At 72.5% G+C, this 3,599-nt stretch carries 2 protein-coding genes; one reads left to right on the top strand and one right to left on the bottom strand.

The window, feature by feature from the left end; genetic code table 11:
* Positions 1-232 precede the first annotated feature (232 nt).
* Positions 233-1,492, bottom strand: a complete 1,260-nt coding sequence (locus GUY61_RS36130; RefSeq protein ID WP_208106880.1) for an FAD-dependent oxidoreductase — start codon at positions 1,490-1,492, stop codon at positions 233-235.
* A 175-nt stretch (positions 1,493-1,667) separates the two neighbouring features.
* Here GUY61_RS36130 and GUY61_RS36125 point away from each other — a divergent pair, with 175 nt between their 5' ends.
* Entirely contained in the window at positions 1,668-3,596 is a 1,929-nt protein-coding gene (locus tag GUY61_RS36125; RefSeq protein WP_166634530.1) for an HAD family hydrolase, read from the top strand.
* Positions 3,597-3,599 lie beyond the last annotated feature (3 nt).

The raw sequence follows: 3,599 nt of genomic DNA, 5'->3' as shown, positions 1-3,599 counted from the left end.
TCCCCGCTCGGTGCCGCGTGGCCGTCACCCGGTGACGGCCACGCGGCACCCGCGCGGCCGGCCACGCGCCCGGCTCGCCCCGTGCCTCGTCGGCCGCTGCCCGGCGGCCTCCGGCACACCCCGGCCGGCCCCACCTGGCGTACAGAACACGAGGGCCCCGGCCCGTACGTTCCCGTACGGGCCGGGGCCCTCGCGCCGTCCGCCGACCCTCACCGGTCCCCGGACACACCCGTCACACACGCGTGGCGGGGGGCTGCGCCTTCACGACGTGCGGCCCGGGCTTCTGCAACTGGAAGTACGCGCCCCCCAGCACCCGCTCCTTCAGCTTCTGGCTCTGGTCGACGACCCGGTACAGCGAACGGCGGAACACCCCGCCGGCCCCGTGCAGCGCGAACAGCCGCTCCTGCCGCAGCTGCAGACCGCGCGACTTGCCGACCGACTCCTCACGCGACCGCTGGAACTCCTCGCCGGCCCGCGACAGTGCCGCCTCGTCCCCGCCCTCGTCGAAGGCGTCGCGCACCAGCGGGGCCAGCGTGACCGCGTCGATGATCGCGTGGTTGACGCCCTGCCCCAGGATCGGCGTCAGCGTGTGCGCCGCGTCGCCGATCAGGATCAGACCCGGCATGGACCAGCGCGGCACCAACGCGGTGAAGATGTCCAGCATCGAGGTGTCGGACCAGGAGCGGATCTCGCTGCGCACCGACCCGGACAACTCGGGGGCGAGCTGGTCCAGCCGCTCGTACAGCGCGGGCAGCCCCTGGGCCCGCAGCTCCTTCAGCCCGCCCTTGGGAATGTTGAAACCGACGCGCACACTGTCCGGGTACGTCGGGATGAACAGCCCGTGCTGGTCGCCGCGGATCCGGATGCGGTACGTACGGTCGTCCCACTCCGGCGGGAACGGCAGCTTCAGCCACACCACGTCACGGTCGAGCGGCAGCTTGGTGTACGGCAGGCCCGACATCTCGCGGACCTTGCTGAACCGGCCGTCCGCCGCCACCGTGAGCGCCGCGCGCACCGTGATCTCGCCCTCCGGGGTGCGCGCCGTCACGCCCGTGACGGCACCGCTGTCGCCCCCGGCGCGCACCAGGCGGTTCACCGTCGCCCGGCGCACCAGCGTGAAATGCTCCGGGTACTCCTCCTGACCGAGCCCGGCCAGGGCCGACAGCAGGGCGGGCTGGGGCATCTCCACCGGGTAGGGGTGCGGGTACGGGAAGCGCCGGAAGTCGGCTCGCAGCACCGTGCTGCCGGAGTCGACGATCTCCATGCGGTGCATCTGCTGGTAGGCGCCCTCCAGTCGGCCCAGCACGCCCAGCCGGTCGAGCAGCCACACCGAGTCGGGGGAGACCGACTCGCCCCGGAACGACCGGTCGAAGTGACCGCTCTGCTCCAGGACCACGACGGAGACCGAACGCTTGGCGAGTTCCACGGCCAGCGTGAGCCCCGCCGGGCCTCCCCCGACCACGCACACCTCTGCGGTCAGCTCAGTTGTCATCGTCACTGCTGCCTTTCGGAAGAGGTCATCGTCCGCCGATGGTCCGCACCTCGCCTAAAGGACCCCTTGCGGGCACCGTGCGCACGAGGGCCCGGGCCCGGGCGCAAGCCCGTCTTTAGGGCCGGGACGGAAGCTCCGGACAGCCCGCCCGCCCAGGCAGAGAGGCGAACAGACCGTGAGCACAGCAGTGAAGACGTCCGACCCGGGTCGCACCGTGCCCGCCGGCCCCCTGGACCGGCTGCGCGCCCTGTACGGCGAGAAGAGGCTCGCCGACGAGTACCCGGCGGTGTCCGGACTCCTCGCCGAACTCGCCCAGTCCGACGACGCGTTCACCCAGCTCGCGCGCGCCGGGCGGCTACTCGCCAAGGTCGCGCCCGAGGACGTCGCACAGCGGCATCCCGGCGTGGTGCCCGCCACCGTCACCGTCACCGGACACGGCACACTCGACGGGCTGACGGCACCGCTCACCGCGGAACTGGCCCGCCACGGCATCCCGCTGCGCGTACGCACCGGCGACTACGACTCGTGGCAGCGCGACCTGCGGGACACCGCCGGCGACGTCTACGCGCCCGGCACCGAACTCACCCTCTGCCTCCTCGACGCCCAGGTGGTCTTCGACGAACTGCCCCTGCCCTGGGGTCCCAAGGACGTCGCCAGGACCGCCGCCGCCAAACTGGAGCTCCTCGACCGGCTCGCCGCCCACTACGACGAGCACGGCACCGGAACCCTGGTGCTCAACACCGTGCCGCTGCTGCGCGCCCACACCCACCAGCTGGTCGACCACCGGTCCCGCACCGAACTCTCCATCGCCTGGCGCGAGTTCAACACCGGGCTGCTGCGGCTCGCCGCCGCGCACCCGCGGCTGCACGTCGTCGACCTGGAGCCGCTGATCGCCGAGGGCGGACCGGTCCGCGACCCCCGGCTCGCCGCCTACGCCAAGGTGCACCTGGGGGAGGAGGTGCTCGCCCGGTACGCGCGCGAGGCGGGTCACCTGCTGCGGGCACTGCGCGGCCGGGCCAGGAAGGTCCTGGTCGTCGACCTCGACAACACGCTCTGGGACGGCATCCTCGGCGACGACGGGGCCGACGGCATCGCCGCCGCCACCACCTACCGCGGCGAGGCCTTCGGCCGGTTCCAGCGGGTGGTCAAGCAGATCGGCGGCCAGGGCGTGCTGCTCGCGGTGTGCAGCAAGAACGACCGCGAGCCGGTGCTCGACGTGCTCCGCGACCACCCCGACATGGCACTCCGCGAAGCCGACTTCGTACGGATCAGCGCCGACTGGGAGCCCAAGGACGGCAACATCAGGGACATCGCCGCCCGCCTCAACCTCGGCACCGACAGCTTCGTCTTCGCCGACGACTCTCCCTTCGAACGCGGCCTGGTCGCCTCCTCGCTCCCCGAGGTCGCCGTGATCGCGCTCGACGAGGAACCGGCCCTGCACGTCGACCGGCTGCTCTCCGACGGCTGGTTCGACGTACGGGAGCTGACCACCGAGGACCGGGCCCGGGCGGGGCAGTACCGCCAGGAGGCCGAACGGCAGGACCTCCAGGAGGCCACCGGCTCGATGGAGGAGTACCTGAGTGCCCTCGGCGTGACCGTCGAGGTCACACCGGTACGCGGCCACGAGGTGGCCCGGGTCGCCCAGATCACCCTGCGCACCAACCAGTTCAACCTCACCACCCGCCGGCTCCAGCAGCCCGACGTCCGGGAACGGCTCGACTCCCCCGGCCACCTGGTGCTGGCCGTCCGCTCCCGCGACCGCTTCGGCGACAACGGGGTCGTCGGCGCCCTCTTCGCGTACCGGGAGGACGGGGCCCTGCGCATCGACAACATGCTGCTCAGCTGCCGTGTCTTCGCCCGCGGCATCGAGCAGGCGACGATCGCCGCGCTGCTGGAGCACGCCAGGGACACGGGAACGGCCGAGGTACGCGCGAGCTACCGGCCCACCGCCAAGAACCACAAGGTGGCCGGCTTCTACCCGTCGCTCGGTTTCGAGCGGACCGCCGAATCGGGCGACGGCACGGTCGAGTTCCGGCACACGCTCGCCGTGCTCCCCGAGGTACCGCAGCACGTGACCCTCGACGCGGACTTCGGCCCCGCCTGACCC

Origin of the sequence: Streptomyces sp. GC420 (genome assembly GCF_009916105.1) — a bacterium.
GTDB lineage: Bacteria > Actinomycetota > Actinomycetes > Streptomycetales > Streptomycetaceae > Streptomyces.
This window is presented reverse-complemented; position numbering and strand designations above follow the sequence as displayed.